Here is a 3,189-nt window from a genome sequence, read left to right on the forward strand (position 1 = left end):
AATCTCAATCACCACTCTAGATAAGCGGACTAAGTTAGGATTCACTAACAAAGGATTTGAAAAGTACTTTACCGATGACTGGAAATTCGGTACTGCTAAGTTGGTCCATAACCGGGGCAAGTGGTTTCTGCACATCGGCATCACCAAAGAAGTTAGCGATTTCAGTCCCAAAGACAATCCTAAAATCGTAGGGATTGACCGTGGATTACGTTTCCTGGCAACCGCCTTTGATGATGAAGGAAAGACGCTATTCTTTGATGGTCAGAAGATCCTACGTAAGCGAAAGAAGTTTCTGGGAATTCGTCGACAGCTACAAAGCAAAGGGTCCAAAGCTGCCAAGAGAAAACTGAAGCGACTGGCTCAACGAGAGAACTGCTGGATGACCGATGTGAATCATCGGCTAGCTAAGACACTCGTCGCGGCATATGGGTCGCATACGCTTTTCGTTTTGGAAGACTTAACTAATGTGACGTTCAACACGGATGATTTACCTAAATCAATGCGTAATAGCCATCGTTCTTGGTCTTTCTTTCAACTAGAATCTTTCTTAACGTACAAGGCTCAGGCTATTCAAAGCGCCGTTGTGAAAGTGAATCCAGCCTTCACCTCTCAGAGATGCCCCAAGTGTGGGCTAGTTGAGAAGACTAACCGTCATCATGAAACTCACGAATATTGGTGTGCCCAATGCCAGTATCGGTGTAATGATGACCGATTAGGCGCAATGAATATCTCGATGCTTGGGCAAGAATGGTTGAGCGGCGTCAAATACCCAAGGATTAAGAAGCTAACAACTGCTGGGTAAACCTGGCAGTTAAACGGGTAGCCGTCAATTACCCGATGATGTTGCCACTACGAGTAGGAGTGCCTAATGGGCATGTTGGACTACTGTGTTGCCAGACACGTGAGCGACAAGCCGCTGAATTTATTCAGAGGCAATTGACATGTGTCAGTCATCAATGCTATCGTTGGTCGACGATTCGTCTACTAATGGCCTCAACCAGGATTAAAGCATATAAGGAAGATATCGCCTTGGCTTACCATGGTAGTTCATGCCCCTTCGCTTTTCCCCAATCTAATTTTTGCTCACGCTTACCATCGTCTTCCCAGTCCGCAAATAAGTCGTGAATATTAGTCGGTTGTTTCTTTACTGGTGTTAAAACAATCGAACCATCTTTAATCGTAAATGTCAGTTCTTGATCATCGGCTAGATTTAACTGCTTAATAGCTTTACTGGGAATCTCAACAACCTTAGAATTTCCCCATTTAACCAAATGGATTTGTGTTTTAATAGTTGCCACATCAATCTCCTTAAATCACTGATCTCAACAAAGTATATACCCATGTAGATATGTTAATCAGCCCATTGGCTTGGTAAAGAATCGTAACCTTTGACTTCCAATTCTTCTCACTAGCATTCCTCTTCCAAACCAGGTAGATTAGACCTAATCACTCATCCAAAGGGGAACCGCCATGTCACTCGGTACAACGCTTAAACAGGTTCGTCGGCAGCAGCACCGCTCACAAAAAGATGTCGCGGCCGGTATCTGCGCACAATCCATGTTATCCGCCATTGAAAATGACCAGTACACGCCAAACGCCAAGCTCTTACTGGCGCTCTGTCACCGCTTAAACATTTCACTCGATGAGGTTAGTTTAGCGACCGACTTTGCCATTAGCGGGGATGATCGCCTGAACACCCACATGCAACGGCTCTGCAATCAGCATCGTTACCAGGAGTTAGCCGTCTTTTTAACAGCTCCCAGCACCCAGGAGGCTATCAGCACCGCGCAACAAACACAGGCATATTATTACTATCTAGGCGTGGCGCAACTTCATGTCGACCCAACGCTCACCGCCGCCGAACAGAACCTCCAGTTCGCCATGACCATGGCCGAAGAACGAACGCCAACCACGCTGACCCGGTTAGCTGCCACCTCGCTCGCGACCGTTCGGGCCAAACAACAGCGACCGACCAGTGCGATACAATTAGTCGACCAGGCACTCACGGGCATCGACCAGGGACCCTACGAAGAGAATTGTAATATCATCTTCTACCTCGCGGCTTTGACCGCCTATTTTCTACAGGATTCAACGTTAGCCACCCAACGACTCATGACCGGCATCACTTATATTACCGACCACAACTCCCACTACATGCTGGCCAACAGCTACCGGTTGCTGGCGGAGATTGCCGCGCGGGCTGGTCGTGAAAATGATGCCGTAGTCGCCCAACAGAAACAACGCTTTCTCTCGGACCTCTTTCACGAAAAAGTTCCCGAAAAATTTTAGATTATCAGTATTCTGATTTTTAATCGTCCGCAAATTGCAAGAACAAGTTAGTCACTAGGACCAAATACTAATACCAAGGGATTCTCAGGGCTTGGAGTTGGGTTGATCATTGGGCTGAGCTTAGCCGCAGGCGGCAGCGAAGCACTCGGCAGGTGACCGGTAGTCGAGTTGGCGACGAGGCATGTTGTTCAGCTTGTCAGCGGTCTTAGCGACATCAGCTGGACTAACAGCATCGAGCGACTCGCCCTTAGGGAAGTCGCGACGAACCATGCGATTGTGGACTTCATTAGTACCACGTTCACTGGAGGTGTAGGGGTGCGTAAAATAGACCGGTGCGACTGACGCCATCACTTGAGAAAGGGTCGCAAACTCTGGGCCGTTGTCCGCAGTCACTGACTTGATAATGTCTCCGTATTCAGCGATGATTGCTTTCATGATGTAGGCTACGGAATCGGCGTCACGGCCGTCAATCAGTCGGATAATCTGGAAGCGGGTTTGACGCTCAATCAGGGTCATAATCACACTCTCTTGACCATCACGCTTACCAACAATGGTATCAATCTCAAAGTGGCCGAACTCTTCACGTGTCGCCACTTCAGCGGGCCGTTCTTCAATGCTTAACCCCAGCTGGCGGCTATTTTTATGAGGAGCGTGCTTGGGTAGTCGGCGACTCATCTTCTCAGCGAGATCCAAGTTACAGACCTCTAGGAGTTGTTCGTCGATGTACTTATATAGCGTTTTGGTGCAGACCATCTCGTCAGGACGAAAGAGTCCCAGCGCTTTGGCCCGACCTACAGCAACATCTGGTGCCCAGCTGTCAGTCTTAAAGTGCTCAACAAAGAACGCTAAAAAGGCTAGGACCTGATAGAACTTACAAGGACGATGACAGGCCTTACGCTT

At 48.1% G+C, this 3,189-nt stretch carries 4 protein-coding genes; 2 read left to right on the forward strand and 2 right to left on the reverse strand.

What is annotated here, in order from left to right; translation table 11 throughout:
* Positions 1–802: transposase (locus FC99_RS13480; RefSeq protein WP_235805936.1), on the forward strand; the 802-nt coding region annotated here is incomplete at its 5' end.
* A 232-nt stretch (positions 803–1,034) separates the two neighbouring features.
* Here the strand turns inward: FC99_RS13480 and FC99_RS13485 are convergent.
* A complete protein-coding gene (locus FC99_RS13485) occupies positions 1,035–1,298 on the reverse strand; it encodes an AbrB/MazE/SpoVT family DNA-binding domain-containing protein (RefSeq protein WP_048736044.1) in 264 nt (87 codons plus the stop codon).
* A 172-nt stretch (positions 1,299–1,470) separates the two neighbouring features.
* Here FC99_RS13485 and FC99_RS13490 point away from each other — a divergent pair, with 172 nt between their 5' ends.
* Entirely contained in the window at positions 1,471–2,289 is an 819-nt protein-coding gene (locus FC99_RS13490) for a helix-turn-helix domain-containing protein (RefSeq protein ID WP_048736045.1), read from the forward strand.
* Positions 2,290–2,409: 120 nt separating this feature from the next.
* Here FC99_RS13490 and FC99_RS13495 read toward each other — a convergent pair.
* Positions 2,410–3,189 (reverse strand): IS30 family transposase (locus FC99_RS13495; RefSeq protein WP_056986574.1); only part of this gene is annotated, 780 nt, incomplete at its 5' end.

The organism is Levilactobacillus koreensis JCM 16448 (genome assembly GCF_001435525.1).
Lineage (GTDB): Bacteria > Bacillota > Bacilli > Lactobacillales > Lactobacillaceae > Levilactobacillus > Levilactobacillus koreensis.